At 64.2% G+C, this 23,185-nt stretch carries 22 protein-coding genes, 1 pseudogene and 1 riboswitch; of the genes and pseudogenes, 14 read left to right on the plus strand and 9 right to left on the minus strand.

Going from position 1 to position 23,185, the window contains the following annotated elements; translation table 11 throughout:
* Positions 1–606 (plus strand): hypothetical protein, encoded by a 606-nt coding sequence (locus KYX69_RS16480; RefSeq protein ID WP_300499046.1) that lies wholly within the window; start codon positions 1–3, stop codon positions 604–606.
* 34 nt (positions 607–640) lie between these two features.
* On the opposite strand, the gene KYX69_RS16485 is transcribed toward KYX69_RS16480, so the two are convergent.
* The 5 genes from KYX69_RS16485 to KYX69_RS16505 all read right to left on the minus strand — a co-directional run bounded on the left by KYX69_RS16485 (position 641) and on the right by KYX69_RS16505 (position 4,233).
* Positions 641–946, minus strand: a complete 306-nt coding sequence (locus KYX69_RS16485; protein WP_300499050.1) for a hypothetical protein — start codon at positions 944–946, stop codon at positions 641–643.
* A 17-nt stretch (positions 947–963) separates the two neighbouring features.
* On the minus strand, positions 964–1,650 hold the full coding sequence (locus tag KYX69_RS16490) for a hypothetical protein (RefSeq protein ID WP_300499054.1): 687 nt from the start codon (positions 1,648–1,650) through the stop codon (positions 964–966).
* 160 nt (positions 1,651–1,810) lie between these two features.
* Positions 1,811–2,437 carry a MobA/MobL family protein gene (locus KYX69_RS16495; RefSeq protein WP_300499058.1) on the minus strand — a complete coding sequence of 209 codons (627 nt, stop codon included), beginning with the start codon at positions 2,435–2,437 and terminating at the stop codon, positions 1,811–1,813.
* 84 nt (positions 2,438–2,521) lie between these two features.
* Positions 2,522–3,400 (minus strand): 3'-5' exonuclease, encoded by an 879-nt coding sequence (locus tag KYX69_RS16500; RefSeq protein WP_300499060.1) that lies wholly within the window; start codon positions 3,398–3,400, stop codon positions 2,522–2,524.
* Between the two features lie 71 nt (positions 3,401–3,471).
* Entirely contained in the window at positions 3,472–4,233 is a 762-nt protein-coding gene (locus tag KYX69_RS16505; RefSeq protein WP_300499063.1) for a hypothetical protein, read from the minus strand.
* A 625-nt stretch (positions 4,234–4,858) separates the two neighbouring features.
* Positions 4,859–5,082: riboswitch (cobalamin riboswitch) on the plus strand.
* A gap of 127 nt (positions 5,083–5,209) precedes the next feature.
* On the opposite strand from KYX69_RS16505, the gene KYX69_RS16510 reads away from it, so the two are divergent.
* The 11 genes and pseudogenes from KYX69_RS16510 to KYX69_RS16560 all read left to right on the plus strand — a co-directional run bounded on the left by KYX69_RS16510 (position 5,210) and on the right by KYX69_RS16560 (position 16,927).
* Positions 5,210–6,196 (plus strand): DUF1852 domain-containing protein, encoded by a 987-nt coding sequence (locus KYX69_RS16510; RefSeq protein WP_294017770.1) that lies wholly within the window; start codon positions 5,210–5,212, stop codon positions 6,194–6,196.
* Between the two features lie 30 nt (positions 6,197–6,226).
* Positions 6,227–7,255 (plus strand): methionine synthase, encoded by a 1,029-nt coding sequence (locus tag KYX69_RS16515; RefSeq protein ID WP_257844191.1) that lies wholly within the window; start codon positions 6,227–6,229, stop codon positions 7,253–7,255.
* Positions 7,256–7,340: 85 nt separating this feature from the next.
* Positions 7,341–8,339 (plus strand): bile acid:sodium symporter family protein, encoded by a 999-nt coding sequence (locus tag KYX69_RS16520; protein WP_300499067.1) that lies wholly within the window; start codon positions 7,341–7,343, stop codon positions 8,337–8,339.
* 38 nt (positions 8,340–8,377) lie between these two features.
* Positions 8,378–8,947 (plus strand): flavin reductase family protein, encoded by a 570-nt coding sequence (locus tag KYX69_RS16525; RefSeq protein WP_257844189.1) that lies wholly within the window; start codon positions 8,378–8,380, stop codon positions 8,945–8,947.
* Positions 8,944–9,717, plus strand: a complete 774-nt coding sequence (locus KYX69_RS16530; RefSeq protein WP_257844188.1) for an acyl-CoA thioesterase — start codon at positions 8,944–8,946, stop codon at positions 9,715–9,717. Before KYX69_RS16525 ends, KYX69_RS16530 begins: the two co-directional genes overlap by 4 nt.
* Positions 9,718–9,824: 107 nt before the next feature.
* Positions 9,825–9,920, plus strand: a pseudogene (locus KYX69_RS16535) (IS5/IS1182 family transposase); the annotation flags it as partial.
* 187 nt (positions 9,921–10,107) lie between these two features.
* Positions 10,108–11,154, plus strand: coding sequence for an extracellular solute-binding protein (locus KYX69_RS16540; protein WP_294017771.1), 1,047 nt, complete (start codon positions 10,108–10,110; stop codon positions 11,152–11,154).
* Positions 11,145–12,731: an iron ABC transporter permease gene (locus KYX69_RS16545; protein ID WP_300499071.1), complete on the plus strand. Its 1,587-nt coding sequence runs from the start codon at positions 11,145–11,147 to the stop codon at positions 12,729–12,731. Before KYX69_RS16540 ends, KYX69_RS16545 begins: the two co-directional genes overlap by 10 nt.
* A gap of 10 nt (positions 12,732–12,741) precedes the next feature.
* Complete coding sequence (locus KYX69_RS16550; RefSeq protein ID WP_257844183.1) at positions 12,742–13,764, plus strand: ABC transporter ATP-binding protein; 1,023 nt, start codon at positions 12,742–12,744, stop codon at positions 13,762–13,764.
* Positions 13,765–14,039: 275 nt separating this feature from the next.
* Complete coding sequence (locus tag KYX69_RS16555) at positions 14,040–16,223, plus strand: TonB-dependent siderophore receptor (RefSeq protein WP_257844182.1); 2,184 nt, start codon at positions 14,040–14,042, stop codon at positions 16,221–16,223.
* 17 nt (positions 16,224–16,240) lie between these two features.
* Positions 16,241–16,927, plus strand: a complete 687-nt coding sequence (locus KYX69_RS16560; protein WP_294017774.1) for a Fe2+-dependent dioxygenase — start codon at positions 16,241–16,243, stop codon at positions 16,925–16,927.
* Between the two features lie 424 nt (positions 16,928–17,351).
* Here the strand turns inward: KYX69_RS16560 and KYX69_RS16565 are convergent, their stop codons facing one another.
* The 4 genes from KYX69_RS16565 to KYX69_RS16580 all read right to left on the minus strand — a co-directional run bounded on the left by KYX69_RS16565 (position 17,352) and on the right by KYX69_RS16580 (position 21,464).
* On the minus strand, positions 17,352–18,161 hold the full coding sequence (locus tag KYX69_RS16565; protein ID WP_300499076.1) for a hypothetical protein: 810 nt from the start codon (positions 18,159–18,161) through the stop codon (positions 17,352–17,354).
* 58 nt (positions 18,162–18,219) lie between these two features.
* On the minus strand, positions 18,220–18,507 hold the full coding sequence (locus KYX69_RS16570) for a hypothetical protein (protein WP_126003483.1): 288 nt from the start codon (positions 18,505–18,507) through the stop codon (positions 18,220–18,222).
* A gap of 51 nt (positions 18,508–18,558) precedes the next feature.
* On the minus strand, positions 18,559–20,550 hold the full coding sequence (locus tag KYX69_RS16575; RefSeq protein ID WP_300499078.1) for an LPD7 domain-containing protein: 1,992 nt from the start codon (positions 20,548–20,550) through the stop codon (positions 18,559–18,561).
* 311 nt (positions 20,551–20,861) lie between these two features.
* Positions 20,862–21,464: a helix-turn-helix domain-containing protein gene (locus tag KYX69_RS16580; protein ID WP_126003481.1), complete on the minus strand. Its 603-nt coding sequence runs from the start codon at positions 21,462–21,464 to the stop codon at positions 20,862–20,864.
* Positions 21,465–21,580: 116 nt separating this feature from the next.
* Between KYX69_RS16580 and KYX69_RS16585 the strand changes: the two genes are divergently transcribed.
* Positions 21,581–22,072, plus strand: coding sequence for a hypothetical protein (locus tag KYX69_RS16585; protein ID WP_126003480.1), 492 nt, complete (start codon positions 21,581–21,583; stop codon positions 22,070–22,072).
* A 20-nt stretch (positions 22,073–22,092) separates the two neighbouring features.
* Positions 22,093–22,932 carry a hypothetical protein gene (locus tag KYX69_RS16590; protein ID WP_126003479.1) on the plus strand — a complete coding sequence of 280 codons (840 nt, stop codon included), beginning with the start codon at positions 22,093–22,095 and terminating at the stop codon, positions 22,930–22,932.
* Positions 22,933–23,185 lie beyond the last annotated feature (253 nt).

Below are 23,185 nucleotides of genomic sequence, written 5' to 3' on the forward strand. Positions count from 1 at the left end.
ATGTTTCACGATCGCGACTGGTTCTTCACCGACGAGCCGACCGTCATGTGGGGGCGGCAGCTCGAATATGTCGATGGCAAGGACAATCCCGATTACGTCGTCACGCCCGACCGCAGGCGCTTTACGACGCTCAGGCGTGCGTTCGCCTTCTACCGTGTCGGCACCGGGTTGCGCGGGCCCGGCGACGCGCAGCTCGAAGTCATGCGCCGGACGATGTCGTGGCTACATTCCGGCCGCTACGAGCAGCCGATCTTCAAGGCCGGTGCCAGGTGCCCGGCATCGTCGCGCCACCTCAAGGTCGATGACCGGCGGGCGGTCTGCGACATCTTCGGCGGTTCGACGGCGCTGTTCGAGCATTATCTTCTTCATCTCGAGATGCTCGGCCTTGCCACCGTGATCGACAGGCACGGCTATGTTCTCACCCGCGAGGGCCAGGCGGCGCTCATTATGCTGGAACTCACCCGTCCCGGGTCGGGGATTGCAACCCATGTCGGCTGGCTTGAATTTCTGCACAGCTACAATCGCTGGCCAAGTGTCGATCCCAATCAGTGGGCCAGCGGGATCATCGTCGCGTCCGACCTGAACGAGGACGCCAGCATCGATTGATCGCAACACGGATTAGGGGTTGCGGCAGCCATGGTCAGGGCACCAGTCGGTTCGCCCAGATCTCAGCTCGCACCATTGACTGCGGAAACAGGCTCCTGAGTTCAGTCTGATCGAGCGCGAGCTTCAGGCCCTGCTTCAAGAGTCGGCGCTCGGCGCGGCTTAGCTTGCGATCGGACCGGGAATTTGGCTGTCCGATGCCACGGCTAAGAATGTGGCGAGCGATACGCCGCGACCGGATGACGAGCGCTGCCCCCAACAGCGTTGCAATGGCTGCGACCAGCAGCCGCGCCATCAGCGGGATCGCCAGGATTGCCGCGGAGACTGCGATGATGGTGATCATGATATTATCTTTTCCCCTTATCCTGAAAGCCTGCCCACTCCTCTCCCCCTGCCCTTCCGCTGACCTTCCTTGATAACCAACGAGGTGGCATCGATGCCGAGGCGAAGGTCGCCGAGGGCGAGGTCACGTTCGGCATGGGTCACGATCTCCTCGCGGATCGGATGGCGCGAGAGCAGCCGGTGATCGATCAGCTCGCGGATGCGGCGTCCCGGGGCCACAGCGATAATCGTTTCGGGCACGTTCAGGTCCACGCAAAATGCGCGCGGAAAGATGATGCAGTGATCGATCTGCAGTGATGTGGTCGCTCTGAAATCGGGTGTAAGCGGCTCCAGTCCCGCGCAGCCGATGAGGTTGACCGGACCGTGGCAGACCCCGATTGGGGCAATGGATTTTAGCGCCGTACATCCTTCCGCGCTAACGCGGTTCACCTCATGCAGACCAGAAGGCAGACGTTTGAGGCTGACACATCGGTCGATGATCAGCGCGCCCCTGACAATCAGCCGCTCGGGGAGCGCTTCAAGGCGCGTGCAGCCGGACAGGTCCAGGCCGCCATCGACCCGCAGGGCATTGCACAGATATTGAATGGTCGGGTCCGATATCGTGAGATCGCCGGGCACATGGATCGCTTCCTGGAACCTCAATCGCCCGTGCCGCAGCCGCGCATGAACGCTCTCCGCGGTCATGCGCAAGAACTTTCCAGCCATCATCGTCCTCCCAGACCGCGTGACCGTGTCGGACGGTCGCAGCATGGCATGTGGGTCGCGCCGCCTTCAGGGCGGCGCGATGTCCAGTTCCTGCGAAGGGATACCGAACCCCAAGCTTATAGGCCGATGAACGGCTAGAACGAAGTCGATCGGGGCTGGATCACGCCGCAAGCGCATAGCTGCGCGGCGCAATTCCGCTATACGCCCACCACTTCTCCGCGAGCGCCTTGCGCGCCTTCTCCGTGCGCACCCAGTTCTGCCGGATACGGCCAAGATCGGGATGGACCGGATCGAACACCCGCATGGCGATCAGCATGTGAACATGCGGCAGGATTTCAGGCTTGTCGTCGCTCGCCGCCCGGTGGTGGATCGCCCAATCGACCACCATGCCCTGCGAGGTCAGATGGTCTTCGGCGAACCCTTCGATCAGGTTGCGCCAGCCGGCCACATCTTCGCCGATCGGCAGCGACCCCACCGCATGCGCGCAAACTGGCTCGTCGGGACGGATGCTCGCGGCATGCCGATCGGCCTCGTCCCACAGTCCGATGCCGTCGAGCGAGGGGTGATTTGCCCGCGCCGGAGCGCTACGGCCGTGCGCCGCTAGGTCGTCACGCCGGGACCAGTCCGGCGTGGGGCCGAACGTATCGATGCCGTGCTGACGATGAATATAGAGCCACGACGCGCGTGCGGTGCGATGCGTGCGCAGCAGCTCGGGCGTGTAACGGCCGCTGTGCTGGTGAACGGCATAGCGGACGTTGAACGGGCGGTCGTGATAGAGGCTATACATGGTATTCTCCCTTGTGTGTTGGTCGTAAGCGGCCATGATCGGCGGCGGACGCCGCTCGACTTTCGTGCAATCGAGATGAGAGGCTCAGGTGCGATGGCGCTGGTGCCAGGTGATCTCGCGCAGCGTTGGTCGGTGGCAGCCCGCTTCGGCAGCGAGCCATGCACGCTCGTCGTCGGTCGCACTTCCGGCAACCTCGATCCACCAGCAGCGGATCTTCGGGTTCCACCGATACCCTCGTGCCTTCAGCCGGTCCTTGACCTCGAACGGCGCGCCATTAGCGATGAGCCGCACGGTCGGGCGTTGCGCCGAGAGGATCATCTCGCTGCAGGCTGTCTTCCCCGATGGCAGCGTCGTGGCGAGCAGCGCGACCAGCGCGGCGACATCGGCATCGGCGCGGTGACGGGTATTGAAGAACCCGGCCACCTCGCCGAGCAGCGCGCCGAGTTGGCGGCCCTCATAGCCATGACCGCGCCAGTCGATGTCCTTGAGCGAGCATACCCACGGCTTGCCCGCCACTGAAGGATAGCGCCGCTCGATCCAGGCGGCATCGAAGCTCGCGTTGTGCGCAACGATCAGGTCGGCGCCCGACAGCAGGTCGAGCGCTGCCGCATCGTCAATCCGCCTGCCGGCGAGGTCTGCGTCGGTGAGCCCGGTCAGCGCCGCGATCTGCGGTGGCAGCGGGTACCCCGGATCCTCCAGCCAGTCATGCACCCGCCTGACCCCAACGATGCGGCCGCGTGCATCGAACCAGACGTGGCAGATCGCCAGCTCGATGATGTGCCCGGTTGCCGGATCGAGCGAGGTGGTCTCCGTGTCCAGAACTGCGGCAGTGCGGACCCGGCCTTCAGCCGCGGGTAGCGGTAGCAGGTCCAGCGGTGGCAGTGAGCGCAGAATGCGGTAGTCGGGATGCGCTTCGAGCAGCGCTGCGGCGCGTTCGGTATCAGGTGACAGCCATTGTCGCATGATCTCGTCTCCACAAACGACAAGGCCCCGCGCTAGCGGGGCCTTGTCGAGGTTGGTGCAGATGTTCAGGTTCAGACGTAGGAGAGGCCTTCCTCGAAGGTCACCCAGCGTGCATCCTCGTCGCCGGCATCGCGCCTGACGCGGTACTCGCGATAGTAGCTCGCGAACGAGCCTGCCCGGCCGAACGGCCGCGAAGTCAGGATCGCCTTCACTTCCGGGCGTGCCGCCTCGAGATCGATCAGCTTCTCGCGCAGCGGCAGCAGCGTCTCGAAAAAGGCATCCGGCAGTCCCGCCAAGAACGATGCGCCATGGGCCCACAGCATCAGACGCGACACGGCGCTGGTCAGTGCCACGCCTTCGGCCGCAGCCGGCGCGTCACGGCGCCACCACTGCGCGACATCTCGGTCGGCAACCATGTTCGCCGCGATGCCGAGGCGGCGGCACAGCCCCACTTCGTCGTGTCCGGAGCCGAACATCGCCACCGCGTCCACGCGCCCCTGCCCGCTCGCCAGCGCGCCGAGCTTGGGCTCGACAAAGAACCGCCGCGCGGCCGCCTCAATGTTCAGCACATTGCAGTCGAGTTCGGTGATGACGGTCGGCGCGCCGGCGAGCAGCGCGTCTTCCACCAGCACCGGCAGCGGGAATTCAAGATCGCGCGCATCGGACATACAGGTGACGGTCACATCGCGGCGCCCGTCATCGCGCATGTGCAGCGTTACCACCGCCGCCGCGACCGGCTTGCGTGCCATTGCGGTGCCGGGTGGCATGTCATCAACGGGCACGCACGCCAGGCCGATCGCCTGGACGACCGGCGGGACATAAGGGGAGTTCATGAGCATTCTCCTTGAAGGAGAACCGGAAAGCCAAGAGCCAGATATCAGCTCTTTTCCTCTACTTCCCAGTTCTCACTCCCTAGCGCTCAGCGCTCTCTCATCGCAGCCGAAACGATGGTCGATCGGTTGCGATAGCCAACGCTGGCCTCGGGCAGCGGGCTGGTTTTCCCACGGCTAAGCCAAAATTTTTTGGTTGACGGAATGACCGAAGCTGGGCCGCAACCGGACTGGCGGCTTGTGGCCGCCGGAGCGGCATAAGCAGACATCGTAGCGGGTGGTGCGCGTACAACTCGAATTAGGCCGTCAGCAGCCTGTCTATTTTCGGGTACGGCAGTGGGCAAAGCCGACGCACGTAAGCCGATTGCGCCAGAACTCCGTTTCTGAACACTGCCGTCTTCCGCTCGATCATCACCTCGCAGTGGGTCTGCGGTCCGAGAGCATGGCTCTCGATCTCGCCCCGATTGCGGACCATGTCGTTGGTCGACCCTTGTGCGTCACGCTCTCGACCGGCCGCACCCGTCGATATGTCAATCATCAATTCCCGCATGACAATCGCCGCGCAGCACAATCTCATAACGATATAAAGATATCTTTATATCAGGATTGACAGCGTAGTTTCGATTGTGTTGAAAGGGCGCGTCGAGGTTCCCCGCCTCAGGCACGACGGCGGGGCTAAGACGGGAAGCCGGTGATGTCCTTCTGGGCAGATTCCGGCGCTGCCCCCGCAACTGTAAGCGGCGAGTGGCGGTTCCATTTTGTGCCACTGAGCGTCCGCAAGACGCTCGGGAAGGCCGGAACCACCGCGACGACCCGTGAGCCAGGAGACCTGCCTCCGACGCGATAACGTTCCTCGGACGGGGGTGTCTCCGGTGGATCGCGCTTGACGCAGGGCTTGCGGCTGTCCGCCGTCGCCTGTCCATCGTGCGCGTTCTTCCTTCGGCCCTCCTGCCCGCACATGCAGTTTGGGGTACCGACCATGACCGACAGCGCCTTCACCTTCACGCTCAAGAGCATTCCGTTCGACGAAGAGTATCGGCCGGCCGACAATACGCGGATCACGACCAACTTCGCCAATCTGGCGCGGGGTGAGCGCCGTGAGGAAAATCTGCGCAACACGCTGCGCATGATCGACAACCGCTTCAATTCACTGGCGCACTGGGACAATCCGGCGGGCGATCGCTACGCGCTCGAGCTCACCATCATCACCGCCGAGATGCATGTCGCCGCCAACGGCGCTCAGGATGCGTTCCCGCTGATCGAGATCCTCAGGACCACGATCATCGACAAGAAGACCAGAGCGCGGATGGACGGCATCGTCGGGAACAATTTTTCCTCCTACATCCGCGATTACGACTTCAGCGTCGTGCTGCCCGAACATAGCAAGGCGCATCCCAACTCGGGCACGCCAGAAGGGTTCGGCGACCTTCACGGCAATCTGTTCAAGCATTTCCTGAAGTCGGAAGCGTATCGCGCAACGTTCAGCAAGCCGCCTGTGATCTGTCTCAGCGTGTCGAGCAACAAGACCTATCAGCGTACCGGCAACGAGCACCCGATCCTGGGCTTTGAATATGAGAATGACGAGTTCTCGGCGACCGACGACTATTTCGCGAAGATGGGGATGAAGGTCCGCTACTTCATGCCGCGCAACAGCGCCGCGCCCTTCGCCTTCTACCATATCGGCGACCTGCTGGGCGACTATACCAACCTCGAGCTGGTCAGCACGATTGCGACGATGGACACGTTCCAGCGCATCTATCGCCCCGAGATCTACAATGCCAATTCGGTAGCGGCGGAACAGTATCGGCCTAGCCTGAAATACCAGGACTATTCGCTGACCCGCATCGTCTATGACCGCGAGGAGCGTAGCCGGCTCGCGTTTGAACAGGGCAAGTTCGCCGAAGAGCGGTTCATCAAGCCCTATCGCGCAGCGCTTGAACAATGGTCGGCCAGTTTCGCCGCCTGATCTCCCCTGAATTCAAAGGTATTTTCGAACATGACGATGTTGTTGCCCACGACGACCGCGGGCAGTCTGCCCAAGCCCTCCTGGCTCGCTGAGCCCGAGAAGCTGTGGGCCGCGTGGAAGCATGAAGGCGAAGAACTTGTCGCCGCCAAGCAGGACGCGCTGCGCCTTGCGGTCGATGATCAGAAAAAGGCGGGTATCGACATCGTCGGCGATGGCGAACAGACGCGCCAGCATTTTGTCACCACCTTCATCGAGCATCTGGAAGGCGTCGATTGGGAAAAGAAGCAGGTCATGCGCATCCGCAACCGCTACGACGCCAGCGTGCCGTCGGTGGTGGGCGCGGTGTCGCGGCCCAGGTCGGTGTTCGTCGAGGATGCCAAGTACCTGCGCGCGCAGACCGACGGGCCGATCAAATGGACGCTGCCCGGTCCGATGACGATGATCGATACGTTGTACGACGATCACTATAAGAGCCGTGAGAAGCTCGCCTGGGAATTCGCCTGCATCCTCAACGAAGAGGCGAAGGAGCTGGAAGCCGCAGGCGTCGATATTGTCCAGTTCGACGAACCGGCGTTCAACGTCTTTTTCGACGAGGCGAACGACTGGGGCATCAAGACTCTGGAGCGCGCCGCCGAGGGGCTTAAGTGTGAGACCGCGGTCCACATCTGCTATGGCTATGGCATCAAGGCGAACACCGACTGGAAGAAGACGCTCGGCTCCGAATGGCGGCAATATGAGGAAATCTTCCCCAATTTGCAGAAGTCGACGATCGATATCGTCAGCCTCGAATGCCAGTGTTCGCGCGTACCGATGGACCTGATCGAGCTCATTCGCGGCAAGAAGGTGATGGTCGGCGCGATCGACGTGGCGACCGACACGGTCGAGACGCCCGAAGAGGTCGCGGCGACGCTGCGCAACGCGTTGCGCTTCGTCGATGCCGACAAGCTCATCCCCGCCACCAACTGCGGCATGGCGCCGCTGTCGCGTGCGGTTGCGAACGGCAAGCTGAGGGCGCTGGGTGCGGGTGCGGAGATCGTCCGCAAGGAACTGGCGGCGTAAGCAAAAATCGGGTCCGGCGATGCCCACACGGCATCGCCGGACGGCGTATCCGGGCGCGGTCGCGTGCTCGATTCAGGAATATTCGATGAACGCTCTTCTGCGCCGCCCGCGGCTCGATCCCTATATCTTCGCGATCATGGCGATGGTCGCGGTGGCCGCGATCATTCCCGCGCGGGGCGTCCGGAAAGAGGTGCTTGATCATGTCGTGCACGCCGCGATCGCGCTGCTGTTCTTCATCTATGGCGCGAAGATTTCGCGGCAGGCGATCTGGCAGGGCATCGCCCATTGGCGCCTGCAGGGTCTGGTCTTTGCCACCACCTTCCTCGCCTTCCCGGTGATCGGGTTCGCGTTGATCGCTCTGGCGGGGGGCGTTCTGGATAGCGGGCTGGTCACCGGCCTGATGTTCCTGTGCCTGTTGCCCTCCACGGTGCAATCGTCGATCGCGCTGACCTCAATCGCGCGCGGCAATGTCCCGGCGGCGCTGTGCTGCGCGTCGCTGTCGAACCTAGCCGGGGTGGTGATCACGCCTGTGCTCGCGGCACTGCTGCTGACCACCAATAGCGGCGGCATTTCGCTCGACGCGGTGCGCGAGATCGCGCTGCAGATCCTGCTGCCCTTCATCATCGGCCAGTTGGCGCGCCCGCTGGTCGGCGACTGGTTCACCCGCCAGAAGACGCTGACGATGCTGGTCGATCGCGGATCGATCCTGCTGGTCGTCTATGCGGCGTTCAGCGCGGGCGTGGTCGCGGGCATCTGGAGCAAGGTGACGCCGCAGAGCATTGCGCTGGTCATCCTGCTCGATCTGCTGCTGCTGTCGATCGCCCTCGTCTTCACGACTGCGGCCGCTCGCCTGTCGCGCCTGCCGGTCGAGGATGAAGTCACGATCGCGTTCTGTGGATCGCAAAAGAGCATGGCGAGCGGACTGCCGATGGCGAACATCCTCTTTCCGGCCAGCACTGTTGGCCTGATCGTCCTGCCGCTGATGCTGTACCACCAGATGCAGCTGATGATCTGCGCCGCGCTCGCCCGGCGCTACAGCCTGCGCCCCGAACAAGCCGTGCCGATGGTCACAGCCGCGGCATGACCCCGATTCATCCAGCCGTCAGTCAAGGATCAAACCCTATGACCATCCTCCGCGATATCGACGACGACAGCGATCTGCGCCAGCTGTTCGGCCGGTTCCCGACCGGCGTCACGGCATTGTGCGCGATGAATGGGGACCAGCCGATCGGCATGACCGCAAGCGCCTTCGTGGCGATCTCGCTCAAGCCCGCATTGGTCTCGGTGTGCATCAAGCACGGGTCGTGGACCTGGCAGCAATTGCGCGGGTGCGACCGGATCGGAATCTCATTTCTGGGCCACGGGCACGCCGCAGTCGCGCGTCAGCTATCGCAGCGCAGCGACGACCGGTTTGAGGGGCTGGATTATGACGTGACCACCAACGGCGGGCTGTTCCTCGCCGGTGCGACAGCCTGGCTCGAATGCGCACTCGAGCGGGAGATACCTGCCGGAGACCACGACATCGTCCTGTTTCGCCTTCATCGCGCATCGGTGGCCAACGCGGTCATGCCTCTCGTCTTCCACTCCAGCGACTTCCACACTCTTGCGCCCGTCGATCAGATGCACTGTTCATTGCCATCTTCAGGGCTCAAGGTCGGAGCCGCTGCCTCGGCAGCGTGCGCAGATCGATGAGCAGCGACCTCGCCGCCGTTGCGCCCGGTACCGTCCAGTTGATCGATATGATCTTCCCCGGCGATGCCAACCATCACGGCACGCTGTTCGGCGGCGTGGCGCTCGCACATATGGACAAGGTGGCGTTTCTTGCCGCCACACGTCATGGCCGCGCACCGTTCGTTACCGCAGCATCGGACAAGATCGATTTCAGGGCACCGGGACGCATCGGCGAGATGGTCGAGGCCACCGGTCGCGTGGTTCGTGTCGGCAACAGTTCGCTCGATGTGGAGGTCGAACTCGTTGCCGAAGCCCTGGTTACTGGTGAGCGACGCACCTGCGCGAGCGGGCGCTTTGCGATGGTCGCGGTAAAGACGGCCGAAACGGTCCTGCCGCTCCCGCCGCTCGACCTGACTGCTTCTGCGCCAAACGACGATCTCTTGCGGATGGTCGAGATCGTATTCCCACCGCAGACCAACCATTATGGTACGCTCTACGGCGGCGACGCGCTCAAGATGATGGGCAAGGCGGCGTTTATCGCCGCGACCCGGCGCGCGCGCGCGGTGATGGTCGTGGCGGCGTCGGACAAGATTGAATTCGAGTCTCCCATCCGTGAAGGTGAGTTGGTCGAACTCGCAGCCAGACCGGTTGGTACCGGCCGCACGTCGGTGCAAATCGCTGTGGACCTGTGGGCAGAAGGCCTTTTGACGGGCGAACGCCGCCTGGCCGGGTCGGCGCGCTTTACGATGGTTGCAGTCGACCGCGAAGGACGGCCCACCGCGTTCGGGTGACATATGCCGCTCACTGCCGTTCTTCTAGGCGGCCTGCGTCTCATCTCCAAGCGAACCGCAAGAGCATGATAACGACGACCGCTTTCGGGAATTAGAGCGAGTTTTGGTTGAGTGAAGCCCAGTTCGAACGGCTGCGTCCGCTGCCGGACAACGTGCGCGGTGTGGCGCGGGTCGATGATCGGCGGGTGATCAGCGGCATCATCCGGCGCGCGGTGCATCTCGAACATCTCAACTTTTCTCAGCGGCTTTGAGCGTCGGATCGCGTTGCGCGCGGTTTGGCTGGTCGCTAGCGAATCGAATGACGCGCTGGTGATCCCGCCACGGGGTTGTTGAGAACCGGTTGCAACTGGTCTAGATCGGCGGGGTCATTTACGAACGACTGGAGTTGATGTGTCGAGATTTCTTGCCGTCGCCGCAACCTTTACGCTCGCGCTGACCACCGCCTGTTCGGACGGCGCCAAGGACAGCGGCGCAGCCGCGGGTGAACAGGTCGTCAACCTCTACACCGCGCGCCATTATGACAGCGACAATGCATTGTATGAGCGGTTCACGCGCGAAACCGGGATCAAGATCAACCGGATCGAGGGGCGGCCCGACGAACTCATCGCCCGGATGAAGAGCGAGGGTGCAAACAGCCCTGCCGACCTGTTCATCACCGCCGATGCCGGCGCGTTGTGGCGCGCGCAGCAGGCGGGCCTGTTCCAGCCGGTTCAGTCCGAAACGCTGACCGCGCGCATCCCCGACAATCTGCGCGAACCCGGCGGAAACTGGTACGGCTTCATGCGCCGCGCGCGCGTCGTCGCCTATGACGCGGCCAAGGTTCAGCCCGAAGAGATTGACGATTACGCCAAGCTTGCCGACCCGCGTTTCAAGGGCAAGATCTGCGTCCGCTCGTCCGACAGCGTCTATAACCTCTCGCTCGTCGGTGCCCTGATCGAGGCCTGGGGGCCGGCACGCACGGACCAGTGGGTCAAGAGCATCGTCGCCAACATGGCCCGCCCTCCGGAGGGTGGCGACCGCGACCAGATTCGCGCGGTCGGCGCTGGCGTATGTGAAGTCGCGCTGACCAACAGCTATTATTATGTGCGGATGGCCACCGGTGAAGACGCAGCGGATCGCGCCATCACGCAGAAGGTGAAGCTCGGATTCCCCAGCCTCGACGGCAAGGGCGCGCATATCAACATCTCCGGTGGCGGCGTCGCGGCCAACGCCCCGAACAAGGCGAATGCACTCAAGCTGCTCGAATTCTTCGCCTCTGCCGACAGCCAGGCGCATATCTCGAAGAACAATAACGAGTACCCCGCGTCGCCCGATGTGCCCGCACCGCCGCCGGTGGATGCCTATGCGACCTTCACCGCCAACCCGATGAGCGTCGCCGCCTTCGCTGCGCGCCAGCCCGAGGCCCAATCGATGATGAGCGCGGCGGGTTGGCGCTGACGGCGCTGCGCCAAGGCGTTCTTCCACGCATCTCGATCCCGGCCGCCCTTGCAGGGGCGGCCGGAATTGCCGTTGCGTTGCCGCTGATCGGTGTGGTGTTCGCAGCGCTGGGCAGCGAGACCGCGGACATCGCCGGGCGCGACGTCGTGCGCTATGCCGCCACCTCCGCCTGGCTGGCGCTGCTCGTCGGCATCGCCACTGCGGTCACCGGCACGGTCGCGGCCTGGCTGGTGGTGATGCACCGTTTCCCCGGGCGCGACCTGTTCGCCTGGGCGCTCGCGCTGCCGCTCGCCGTCCCCGCCTTTGCGCTGGCCTATGGCTATGCCGATCTGCTCGATGTCGCAGGGCCGTTGCGCAGCTGGATGCGCGCCGACCTTGGCTTTGACCTGCCATTCGGGATCCGCGCCAGCGGCGGGGCGGCATTCGTGCTGTCCTGCGCATTCTATCCTTATGTCTACCTCGCGATGCGCGCCGCGTTCGTGAACCAGTCGGTCAACATCCTCGAAGCCGCGCGGATGCTCGGCTGCAGCGGATCGCAGGCGCTGTGGCGGGTGGCGCTCCCGATGGCACGACCGGCGCTCGCCGCAGGCGTCGCGCTCGCAGTCATGGAGACGCTCGCCGATTATGGCGCGGTCCAGTTTCTGAGCGTCCAGACCCTTACCACCGGCGTCGTGCGCGCCTGGTCGGTCTATGGATCGACGGTCAGCGCCGCACGCTTCGCGCTCCCGCTGCTGGCAGCCGCAGCGCTGTTGCTGTGGATCGAACGGCAGGGTCGCCGGGGCAGCACGCATGAATCGGGCCGCGGGCGCTGGCGCGACATGCCGGTCCGACCGCTCGCCGGACCTTCGGCCTGGGCGGCAACCGGATATTGCGCGGTGCTGCTGCTCGCGGGCCTGGTGCTTCCGGTCGGCTGGCTCGCATGGAATGTCGCCGGGGTCACCCCGGACTGGCCGCGCCTGACCCGCGCGGCGGGACACAGCCTGTCGCTCGGCATCGCCGGTGCGATCGTCACCGTGACTCTCGCAACCATGCTCGCGCTCGGAACCCGACGGCTGCCGCTTGCCGGACGGCTGGCAAGCCTTGGCTATGCTACGCCCGGCGCGGTGATGGCGATCGGGCTGCTCGCGCCGGCCGGGGTCATCTGGGGGCTGGTGCCGGGATCGGGCATGGCGGTGGGCATCGTCCTGCTCGTCTATGCCTATGCCGCGCGACTGATGGCGGCCGCGCTTGAGCCGATCGACGCGGGCCTGACGCGGGTCACCCCGTCGATGATCCAGGCGGCCCGGACGCTCGGGCGCAGCGAGAGCGGCGCCGCCTTCGCCGTCGAGCTTCCGGTGGCGCGCGGCGCAATGCTGACCGCCGCACTGATCGTGTTCATCGACGTGCTCAAGGAACTGCCCGCAACGCTGATCCTGCGCCCGTTCGACTTCGACACGCTGGCGGTGATCGCCAGCAACTATGCGCTCGACGAGCGGCTGGGCCAGGCCGGGCTGCCCTCGATCCTGATCGTCGCGCTGTCGCTGCCTGCGGTCGCATGGCTCACGCGCCGGATTGCGCGGGCGCGGCCCGGCACCTAGGCGCAAGCGGATGACCCATCCTGTGCTCGACGTCCGGACTGTCTCGCGCCGCTATGGCGACAGGCCGGCAGTGACCGACGCAAGCTTTACCCTGACGGCGGGGGGCGTCGCCTGTCTGCTCGGCCCGTCTGGCTGCGGCAAGAGCACGCTGCTGCGGATGATCGCTGGGCTGGAGCCGGTCGATGGCGGCGAAATCCACCTGGGCGGCACGATCGCTTCGCAGCCCGGGCGGGCGATCGCACCGGAGGATCGCGGCGTCGGGCTGGTGTTTCAGGACTTCGCGCTGTTTCCGCACCTCAACGTCACCGACAATATCGGCTTTGGCCTGCGCGGGCGTCCGAGCGCGGCGCGGGCAGAGCGGGTTGCAGCGATGCTCGCGCGCTTTCATATCGAGCATCTGGCGCATGCCTGGCCGCACACCCTGTCCGGCGGGGAGCAGCAGCGGGTGGCAATCGCCCGCGCGCTGGCCCGCGACCCAGCCCTGGTGCTCCTCGACGAACCCTTTTCCGGCCTGGACGGCCAGCTGCGCGCCGAGGTGCGGGCGGCGGTGCTGGCCGATCTGCGCGCAACCGGAACGAGCGTGCTGATCGTCACCCACGACCCGCGCGAAGCAATGCAGGTGGCCGATCACCTGATCCTGATGTCGCACGGACAGATATTACAGACGGGGTCGCCGCAGGATTGTTACCGTGCCCCGGTGTCGGTGGGGGCCGCACGATTGCTGGGAGATGCGCTCGTCTTTCCCGCGCAAATTCGGGCCGGGGTCACCCAGTGCGTCATCGGGACGTTCGACGCGGGGGCGCAGGCCGACGGCCCCGCCGAGCTGATGGTGCGCCCCGACGCCCTTGCCCTGCGCGAGAAGTCCCCCATTCGCGCCGAGGTGATCGACACCCGGTTTTCCGGGGACGCAACCGATGTGACGGTACGGATCGCCGAGACCCGCTTCACGCTCTCGGTACGGGGCGACGCCCCGCAATCCGGGCAGCAGGTTGGGATTGCGGTCGATCCGAAGCGGGCGCGCATCTTTCGCTGAGCCTACGCAGGTCGGCGACCTTTCTGCGGAGGCAAGGCGCACCGCTGTTTCGCATCGTTCGGGGCACTTTCGTTCGATCCGCCCGAGCGACTTCGCACTGATTAGCCCTGCCGCGACGGTCATTCCCCGGTGCTAATCAAGCCTCCGACAGCAATCATCAGCGCACTCGCCAGCATTCAAAGCCCGACGGGCGCGAGCGCCTCAAGCCAAACTCAAAGTTGCAACTAATTCGCATTACGATTATTCGGCTCGCGATATTCGCGGGAGAGTGGTTAGTGATTCGCAATACGCTGATCGGCGCGCTGGTTTCCGGCGCGTCACTTGCAGGGACCCCGGCCTCTGCGCAGGGGTCGGACCCTGTCGAGAATGAGGTCGTGGTAACGGGGAAGTATCTGGCCGACCGCCTGTCGACACCGCAGCATACCCAGCCCCTGGTCGATACGCCGCAAACCATCACCGTCGTTGAGGACGACCTCATGGCCGAGCAGGGCCGCCGCACCTTGCGCGATGCGATGCGCAACATCACCGGCATCAGCTTTCAGGCCGGCGAGGGTAATCCGCCAGGCGGATCGGACGCCTTCAATGTGCGCGGCTTTTCCGCGCGGGACGATGTGTTCGTTGACGGGATTCGCGATCCCGGCAACTATTTCCGCGATCCGTTCTATGCCGAGCGGATCGAAGTCACCAAGGGCCCGGCTTCGGCATTTGCCGGCCGCGGCAATGTCGGCGGGACCGTCAACATCGTGACCCGCCAACCCGTGTTAGCAGGTCGGATTTCCGGCGAACTGGGTGTTGGCACCGACAACTTCTTCCGTGGTACGTTCGACGTGAACCAGGTGGTCGACGAAGCGGCCGGCATTGCCGTTCGCCTGACCGCGATGGGACACAGTGCGGATGAGCCGGGCCGCGATCATGTGTTCAACCGCCGCTGGGCGGTAGCGCCTTCGATCGGCTTCGGCCTTGACGGCGACACCAGCTTCATCGTCAATTATCTACATCTGGAGCAGAACGACCGTCCCGATGCTGGCTTGCCCAATGGTCGCAATCCCAGTCTGGCGGGATCCGGCTTCGAAGGTCGCGTAGCGCCCGTCCACCGCACCAACTTCTATGGCTATTCGACCGATTATCGCACGGTGGCCACGGACAGCGTCACCGGGCGGTTCGAACATCGTTTCAGCGACAGCGTGACCATCCGCAATACGACCCGCTTCGCCAGGGTCCATAACGACCAGCTGATCTCATCGCCTCGCTTTGTCGGCAGTGTCACGACGCTGGGACCTGCCACCCAGGCCGTCGGCAATCGCAAGCCGCGCGATCAGGTCGACCGGCTGTTCATCAACCAGACCAGCCTGACGGCGAAGTTCGCGACCGGCGGAATCGACCATACGCTGGTGATCGGCGGCGAACTGGTCGACGAATCGAACGAGAACCGGCGGCGGCTCGATGCCAATGGCCCTGTGACGAACCTGTTCGACCCGGTGCTCCAGGCGGCAGCGCCGATCGCGTACAACGGCACACGTGCACGGACCGATGTGACCACACAGTCGCTCTACATATTCGACACGATCGAACTCGGCGAACAATGGAACATCGTTGCCGGAGTGCGGCATGACTGGGTCAAGACCCGCGCGCGGGGCATCGATGATTCCGGCACCGCGCCGGGATTTGTGGTCGATTTCACCCGCAGCGACAGCGAATGGAGCGGCAATGCCGCGCTGGTGTTCAAGCCGAGCAGCAATTCGAGCATCTATGTCGCCTATGGCACCGCGTTCGAACCGGGCAGCGGGGCGGAGGTCGTTCAGCTGGCGGGCGGTAACAACAATGCTCCCGTCACCGCAGCCAACTTCTTCGTCGATCCGGAAACGAGCCGGGCGTGGGAAGCAGGTGCCAAGATCGACCTGATGCAGGACACTCTGCAGCTTTCGGGTGCGGTGTTCCAGATAACCCGCGACAATGCGCGGACCCCGGGCATCAACCCGGGCGATCCAGCGGTCGTGCTGGATGGCGAGCAGCGCGTCAGTGGATTTGAACTCCAGGCCGTCGGTCGCGTCACGTCGAAGTGGAACCTGTTCGCAGGGTACAGCTATCTCGATGGAAAAGTGACCCGATCCAACCGTCCTTTTGAGGTAGGCCAGCGGCTCGACGGAACGCCGGAGCATTCCGCCTCGATCTGGACCAGCTATGCACTGGCGACGGGGTTTGTCATTGGCGGCGGCGCTCAACACGTGTCCAGCCGGACAAGCAACATCCGTCCGACCGCGACATCGGATTTCGTGATCGTCACGCCCTCCTACACGGTCTTCGATGCCTTTGCCGAATATGACATCACCGATCGGATCGGACTGCGCGCAAATGTCTATAATATCGGCGACGAAAGCTATTTCTATTCCTTCGCCAGCGGCCAGTCCATTCCGGCGGCGGGTCGATCGGCAACGCTTACCTTGACGTTCAAATACTGATCTTTGAAGGCTCGGGCATGATGATCGAGCTCGAAAACCTACTGAACGCGGATGCGGTTCGCCGCATCCGCCTCATTCTTGAACACGCGCCATGGGCGGACGGCAAGGCTACGGCCGGGTATCAGTCGGCGCTCGCCAAGAGCAACGCGCAGCTTCCCGAAGACTGCGCCGAAACCCGTGAAGCGGGTGCCATCATCCTGGCGGCGCTGGAACAGAGTCTCGTATTTCGGTCGGTCGCGCTGCCGCGTTCCATCTTTCCACCGATGTTCAATCGCTACGGCATCGGCCAAGGCTTCGGCTCGCACGTCGATAATGCCTGGCGTCCCAGCAGCAGCGGGGCGACGATCAGGACCGATTTGTCCGCTACCCTCTTCCTGTCCGACCCGGACGAATATGATGGCGGCGAACTGGTGATCGAGGACGGACATGATGGCAAACGGGTGAAGCTCCCGGCCGGGCACCTGTTTCTATATCCGGCGACTACGCTCCACAGCGTGTCGCCCGTCACGCGCGGGACACGGGTGGCATCGTTTTTCTGGGTCGAGAGCTTGGTCGCTGATGCGGGGCGTCGTGACATCCTGTTCGACATGGACATCGCCATTCAATCGCTGAGAGCGCGTGTCGGCGACGCGGACGCCGCACTGATCGCGCTGACTGGATGCTATCACAATCTGGTCAGGTCATGGTCGGCAGGATCGGGTTAACGTCAGCTGCCCTTTGCGCGCGGTCCTTTTACAGCACTCACGAAGCCGAAGGTCGGCGACATGCGCGCCAACCTCTGGGAATATACCAAAGGGGAGGTTGCTACCCACACCCGCCTCGGAAAACTCACCGGTGAGCTCCCGACCGATTCTGCGGACTTCGTGAACCGCCCCGGGTTTGCCGGAGGCTCCAACTCCTGAGAAGGTGGAGCGTGTATGAGCAAAGCGACGAACAAGTTTGCGCCGGAAGTCCGCGACCGAAAGCGGGCGCAGGCTGAGTCGGTTCGCCCGGTCCGGACGTAACGGCGTCTGATCGAACGGCAGGTTTCAGGAGTTCTTGAGGCCTGCCGGAACGACCGACATTGAGGCGCATTGCTGCCGGCACCATTGCAAGCAAACCTACCTCAGAATGCTGAGACCAGGTGTGTCACTGGCGCTGTGGACCGATTTCGACCGTGTCGGGTTCCAGCAAAATGCTTGTGACCGTCCATTGCTGGCGCCTGAGAGCAACCTCGACGGGCCAGGTGACCATTGACCTGATCCGTCGCTGATTGAGCTCGGGCGATCGTGTCTCCACAATCTCGCCGAGCTGCCAGCCCGCTGCAGCGAGCGCGATAATTTCAGGAACCGGAACGTCGAGATCGAGCGTGTCACCCGTATAGAACGCGCCGCCCTCGATCTGCTGCCAGGCCGACAGGATAGGAACGCTGTCGTCGCTTTGGCCAAGGGTCAACATGTGACTGTCGACGTCCAGTTGAACGGTCTCGACGATGTTGCGGCTGAACCACCACTCATCCCTCTTGCCCATTGCGATCACCGCGGCGTGCAGATCGAGGCCTTCTGCGACCAGTGTCGTCTTCTGCTGACGGTCGATCAGCACACGCGATGGGTCGAGATCGGCATGGCGACCGTTGATCGTCAGGCCGAGCCTGGCGGCAGTGGCGTTGCGCCGCGCCTGCAGCACAGGACAGTTCCCGAACATTGCTTTGATGATCGGCATGGCTACCTGTACAGGGCCGCCGCGTGCGCCGCCGGGGATGAGTTTGCGGGCCCCGTGGAGCGGGATGATACCCTTGAACGTGTTGCGCGTAATCGCGGCTGACCAGGTCCGATAGGTGAACCGGATTTGACCCTGCTTATCCATACGGACGCGCGGCCGGTCGGGCAAGCCGGCGAAAAGGCGGTCGGCGGCTCGCTGGAAGCAGGTCGTATAGTCGAGATAGTCATTCGGTTTCATAGGCCGCCTCCCCCAGGTACATTATGCACGGCGGTGCATGAGCTGATGGCGGCCCGGATCATCGTAGCGGCTGTTCGTCGCTGTCCGGCGGCGCCAGGAGCGTTTCGCGCTCGGCGCAGGCCCGGACGGCTGCCGCGCGGCCGCCCCAGGTGTCGTCTTTCCTCACCTTGCAGAAACAGGCGAGCTCTTGGTCAAGATACCAGAGCGACGCGGGGCAAGTGGCGCACGCCGGAAAGGGTACAAGCGGCTTGCGCTCGTGCATTACCGCGGCCAGCTCGTTCATGATCCCCGGGCGCTGCTCGAATGTGGCGAGAACGTCCGCCAAGTTCGGATCATCTTTTCCCAACTGCCTTCTCCTTTCCTCGCTCGCGCCGTGCGCAAGCGGCCGTATAGCTAATCACCGACTCCTCCCCGCTGCCTCAGCGCGGGCTTGGTGCGTTCGGGATGAGGGCAGCGTGCGTTCGACACCGTCCCGCGGACGCTCCCCACCGCGGCGCTTGCTGCTTGCGGCGGCGCGATCGTACTCGCGGGGGTCCCAATCATCCTCGGCAAGCTGGCGAGCGGCCCTGGCGAGGATGGCACGGCGCTGGTGCTCCGACATTGAGCCGGCACTTGCGCGGTGCGGCACAGCGTGCGCCTGGTTCGCAGGGGCGTGGCGCTCAGCTGTGGCACTTGCGACCTCCGGCATCGCTTGCGGGTGACCGGCGGCGGCGTTCGACCGCCGAACTGCATCCCGCCGCTGCTGGATGCGGGACGATCGCCGTCGCGCGGGCGGAACGGTCGTGGCGGCACCTTCCTGCACCTCGATGCCAAGCTCCCGCCCAAGCCGCCGTGCCTGAGCCACAAAGGCAGGATCTCCGTACGCGGCCACGGTGCCATAGCGGGTTCGGGCAACGATCAACGCGGCACGGACAGCGTCATCGGCGCTGTCGTTGATCCAGATGCGATCGCCGCGCTCGACAAAGGCTGGCGCGCTGCCGCGCAGATCATCGCGCCAGTATTGCACCGACGCACCCACCGGAACGGCGACGAACCCCGTCGGCGCGATGCGATCTGCCGGGCACGTCGCCCAATCGATCACAAGCGAGCAGTCCTGAGCTCCCAGATCGTCCGGTACGATGTCATCGAGATTGTCGATTTCGTCAATTTCGCTGCGCAGTTCGCGAAGCGCTGCGATGCGGTCGCGATATTCGGCATTGATCGCAGTGACGCGACGGTTCGCGATCGCGGCAAGCCCTGCCCGCAGCTTTGCAAGGTCGGCAGGATCGCCAGCCAGCTGGCCCAGCTCCGCGCGCCTCGCGGCAAGATCGGCTCTGAGGTCGCTTAGCAGCGACTTGCGCTCGAGCCTCAACCGTTCGACCCGCCCCTGTAGCGCCGCGTGCAGCGTTTCCGCCTTCGTATCGCGCTCTGCCCAGCGGCTCGCGCGCTCAGGATAGAGGACGCGCGGCTCGTAAGGCTCCGGCTCGATCGTCGGCTGTGACCATTCGCCCCAGCGTCGCGTCAGCCTGGCCCAGCTCAGTGCCCGATCGACATTCGACAGTTTGACGCGGTGAAGGCCGTCACCGCTTCGAATCTCGCCGCCGCTGCCGGCCTTGACGACCTGCGCACCGAGCGGTGCAAGCAGGGCTTGCGCTTCGTCCCATGATGCTGCCCGCTCAAGCTGCGGTACGAGCAGTTCCTGTGCATAACGGGTGAAGCTCTCGACGCCCGTCTCTTCCTCCGATTGAAGAACATAAGGATTGATCGCCGCCCGCTTCTTTGCTCGCGGCGGCATCGACGCGGTCCGCTCGACCCTGCCGTCGCGAACCTCATATCTCGCGCCCGCCTCGCGAGCGAACCCATGCGCATGTTCGATCCGTGCCATCGCTCGCTGCATCGCCTCATGTGAGCGGCCATCGCGACCGAACGGGGTAGCCGCGCCATGTTCATCGAGCGTCAGGACCAGGAAATGGATGTGACGATTGTCGGTGTCGCCGTGGAGCGCCCACATGATGATCCCGGCCTTGCAGCCAAGTTCATCGGCGAGGGTCGCCGCAGTATCGGCGCATGCTTCCGGGGTGATGTCCTCCTCGGTGTGAACCGATCCGACCAGGTGGCGCGCGGGCTTCTTCGATCGACTCGACCGCTTGGCCATGCGCTGCTCGAGCTCGAGTAGCGCTGCATCCCAGGCGAGCACCTGGCCGCCGACGAGACCGCCCGTCGCCAGCACGCGTTCGGCTTCTGCTTCGCGCGCAGCTTCCCTGCCGGCTACCATATAGCGCGACAGGGTCAGTCCATATTCCTCGGCAGGCGTGCTGCGTTTCGCCGTCTCCATATAGCGGGCCAGCGATCGCGCGTAACGCGACGCATTGCGTTCCGCTTCCTTTGCCGGCTTTTCGACGATGACCATGCGGGGAGATTATCCGCGCGCAATCGACCGCCCAATGTGATCTTGCGCAAACTTGCCTGACCCGGACGAACGAACCGGGGCAGCCCGTAACATGCGCGACAGCGCGTAACTGGCTGCGAGAAGCGAAGCGCCGAGCGGCCATTCGACGGCTTCACCCTGGTGAAGCCCCATCCTGTGTCAAAAATCTCCCCCTGAGAGACTTTCCAGCACGTCATGTGATGCAAGACGATCGAACGGTATGTGGCACGATCGGACCACACTCGACATTGCGCGCGCCAACATGTCGTGACCTGACATAACAGCTCGATGCGCTATGCGCTCAGGTCGATCTCCGGCACCGGCTCAGCCGGTCGCAGCGATGGCCGGAGCGCATTGGCTAGCCGAGGTTGTTTGAACTTGGTCGCGATCCTGTCCAGCCAAGGCGTCGCGTCCCTGGCCTCAAGGAAGGCGAACATATCGTCAGCGTCTTCAAACCCCAGTGCAGTGGCATAACGCTTGCCGACGCGATCATGCCGGACGCCGAGAATGTCTGGATAATAAAGCACGTGCCGCTCGAAGTCGGACAGCGTGGCGATGCTGCAGCCAACCTTTTCGGCGACCTGTCCGAGCGTCTGGCCCGACGCGCGCCGCGCCAGGCGGGCGAGAAAGCCCCACGGCAGAGCATCGCGCGCAGGGAGATCCCAATCGAGGCCGGGCAAACGGCCGAAGACCGTCGGATGCGTGAGCGCGCGCACGAGCTCCACGCCTGGGGTCGTGCGCCCTTCCTCAAGGCGAATGATCGTCTGGCGGGTCACGCCCACGCGGCGCGCAAGTCCCGTCCGCGTCCACTTCTTATCGTTGCGAGCTTGCTTAACCGCCTCCCCGAATGAGGCGGTCACGTCAGTTCGGGGGAAGCGCGCTGGCGGACACGGCATGACACCGCGATAACAGCGCGGGTCGAAAAGTGTAACATATTTCTACAGATTTAGATGTGCCATCCCAAAACGTCGGGATGAGCAATCCAACGCCGCCTTCATCCCCGCGATCGCACTTGTCGAAGCGCCGGCACCTCGACGGCGCCGCGCTCGAAGCCGCGCTGCGTGCCCAGCACCAACGCGATGCGACTGAGGAGCCGGCCTCGCTGCTCACGACGATGGGCGCGGTCAGACTGCTCAAACCACTCATCCTCGACCGCCGCATGCGCAAATGGACCGATCCAATGATCGCGGCATTGCTCGCCGAGCTGGGCGTCGAGATCAGCGCCGAGACCTTGCGGACCTATCGCAGCCGTCTCGCTCGCGAAGCTGGCGCCGTTGAACCGGCAATTGCGCCGTTCGAGGCGGCCGGACCCGCTGAGACGGCTGCGGCCGCAGCACCAGCGGCCGCGCCACTTCCCGCAGAGTCAGCTGCGCCGACCGTCGATCCGACGCCGGCGCCATCCCCCTCGCCCACCCCGCCGCCGGTGAAAGCCGCGGCGGACGCCGAGACCGGCGCGACCCCGCCCCGGTTCAATCCCGCAGTCGATCTCGATGACTGCGTCTGAACACCGCAAGGAGAAGTAAGTTGTTAAAATACGAACAGCGCAAGGCCATCATCGGCCTCAAGGACAAAGGAGGCGCCAAGCTGTCGACGTCGCTCATCGCAATGGCGACGGTGCTCCGCGCCACGGCCGGCGACAAGTTCCGGGTCCACGTCATCGATGCCGACGGGTTCAATTCGACGCTCACGCAGCGATTGGGTGAGCGCGACGAAGCAGGCCGGCTTTTGTCCGAGCAGGACGCCGGGCGGGGCGTGTTGAAGGCCGACCTGTTCCGGCCGGAGGGCGTCGCTCCCCTGTTCGAAGCCGTTGAATCCGACGCGCGCTTCGTCATGATCGACACCCCCGCCGGCGGCCTCACGAAGATCGACGAACTCAGCGAAAATCTCGGTGCCAGTCAGTTCATCCAGCACATCGTCGATTGCGGGCGGCAGCCGATCGTCATGGTGCCCTTCTCGCCCGACGTGGCTTCGATCAGGGGCGTCGCCAAGGCGGTGGAGCGGTTCGGCGCCAGCGCGCCGATCGTTGCCATGCGCAGCATGGTTGGCGTCAAGGAGAGCGACTACCGTCTGTGGTCGGCTGAGGACTTCCAGGACCAGTACGGGCGTCAGGTCGGCGGCCGCACCCGGGCAGCGTTTGAAGCGGTCGGCGGGCGGATGATCGACATCCCGGCCTTGACCCCCGGCTCCAACGCCATGGCTGAGGCATTGAGCCTCACCTACGCTCAGGCGGCTGCCTACGCCGGTGGCAGCTGGCAGACCTATGACCGCCTGAATGTCCAGCAGTGGCTGCGTGGGTGGGTGTCCGAACTGCAGAAGGTTGCCGACCTCCTCGGGCTGGAAGACGCCGATTGGAGGGCATTCTGATGAGCACGCCGATTTCCGACAGCTCCGATGACGGGGCCCCCTCTGCCCGCGTCTTGCTCGAGCGCTATTGCTATGGGCACACACCCGATGTGGAGGCGATCCTGCGTTTCGCGCACGATCATCGCCTTACCAGGCCGTTGACGTAGTCGCCTTTTCGGCGGCGGGGCTCAATGTTCGCCAGCAGAGGCGGCGATGAGCAGGATGCCTGCTTGGCCTGCCGCCTGGCCGATGAAGGCAAAGAGCAGCGTGTTCT

It is taken from the genome of Sphingomonas sp., assembly GCF_030145815.1.
Lineage (GTDB): Bacteria > Pseudomonadota > Alphaproteobacteria > Sphingomonadales > Sphingomonadaceae > Sphingomonas.

Bases quoted from the DNA above. Each gene is read 5' to 3' on its own strand.
- KYX69_RS16480 (WP_300499046.1), top strand. From the start codon at position 1: ATGTTTCACGATCGCGACTGGTTCTTCACCGACGAGCCGACCGTCATG.
- KYX69_RS16485 (WP_300499050.1), bottom strand. From the start codon at position 946: ATGATCACCATCATCGCAGTCTCCGCGGCAATCCTGGCGATCCCGCTG.
- KYX69_RS16490 (WP_300499054.1), bottom strand. From the start codon at position 1,650: ATGGCTGGAAAGTTCTTGCGCATGACCGCGGAGAGCGTTCATGCGCGG.
- KYX69_RS16495 (WP_300499058.1), bottom strand. From the start codon at position 2,437: ATGTATAGCCTCTATCACGACCGCCCGTTCAACGTCCGCTATGCCGTT.
- KYX69_RS16500 (WP_300499060.1), bottom strand. From the start codon at position 3,400: ATGCGACAATGGCTGTCACCTGATACCGAACGCGCCGCAGCGCTGCTC.
- KYX69_RS16505 (WP_300499063.1), bottom strand. From the start codon at position 4,233: ATGAACTCCCCTTATGTCCCGCCGGTCGTCCAGGCGATCGGCCTGGCG.
- KYX69_RS16510 (WP_294017770.1), top strand. From the start codon at position 5,210: ATGACCGACAGCGCCTTCACCTTCACGCTCAAGAGCATTCCGTTCGAC.
- KYX69_RS16515 (WP_257844191.1), top strand. From the start codon at position 6,227: ATGACGATGTTGTTGCCCACGACGACCGCGGGCAGTCTGCCCAAGCCC.
- KYX69_RS16520 (WP_300499067.1), top strand. From the start codon at position 7,341: ATGAACGCTCTTCTGCGCCGCCCGCGGCTCGATCCCTATATCTTCGCG.
- KYX69_RS16525 (WP_257844189.1), top strand. From the start codon at position 8,378: ATGACCATCCTCCGCGATATCGACGACGACAGCGATCTGCGCCAGCTG.
- KYX69_RS16530 (WP_257844188.1), top strand. From the start codon at position 8,944: ATGAGCAGCGACCTCGCCGCCGTTGCGCCCGGTACCGTCCAGTTGATC.
- KYX69_RS16550 (WP_257844183.1), top strand. From the start codon at position 12,742: ATGACCCATCCTGTGCTCGACGTCCGGACTGTCTCGCGCCGCTATGGC.
- KYX69_RS16560 (WP_294017774.1), top strand. From the start codon at position 16,241: ATGATGATCGAGCTCGAAAACCTACTGAACGCGGATGCGGTTCGCCGC.
- KYX69_RS16565 (WP_300499076.1), bottom strand. From the start codon at position 18,161: ATGAAACCGAATGACTATCTCGACTATACGACCTGCTTCCAGCGAGCC.
- KYX69_RS16575 (WP_300499078.1), bottom strand. From the start codon at position 20,550: ATGGTCATCGTCGAAAAGCCGGCAAAGGAAGCGGAACGCAATGCGTCG.
- KYX69_RS16580 (WP_126003481.1), bottom strand. From the start codon at position 21,464: ATGCCGTGTCCGCCAGCGCGCTTCCCCCGAACTGACGTGACCGCCTCA.